Source organism: Jeotgalibacillus sp. R-1-5s-1, from assembly GCF_004405105.1.
GTDB lineage: Bacteria > Bacillota > Bacilli > Bacillales > Jeotgalibacillaceae > Jeotgalibacillus.
In genome coordinates this window covers 1-242 of sequence record NZ_SORW01000043.1, presented here as the reverse complement: position 1 = coordinate 242, position 242 = coordinate 1, and the positions used below count along the sequence as shown (strand labels likewise).

General features: G+C 40.1%; 1 protein-coding gene. It reads left to right on the top strand.

The annotated features are described in order from the left end of the window. Positions 1 to 166: 166 nt before the first annotated feature. Positions 167 to 242 (top strand): hypothetical protein (locus tag E2491_RS17865; RefSeq protein WP_483299882.1); only part of this gene is annotated, 76 nt, incomplete at its 3' end.

Genomic DNA, 242 nt, shown 5'->3' with positions numbered 1-242 from the left:
GCCTTGAAATGAGAAGGATGCAGACAAAACAATAATAGCTTTTGAAACCGCGTCCTGTTTTAGGATGCGGTTTTTTTGGGGACGGAGCGCCTGTTCCTTTTTGCAAAAAGGAACAGGCGCTCCGTCCCCATGTTATACTTATTCATAACAGAAAGGACGGAGCATCATGCAAAACTGGTATAACATTTTTCCGAAAAATACAGGCTTGAATATTTATATATGGATTATTTTCTGTATGCTGC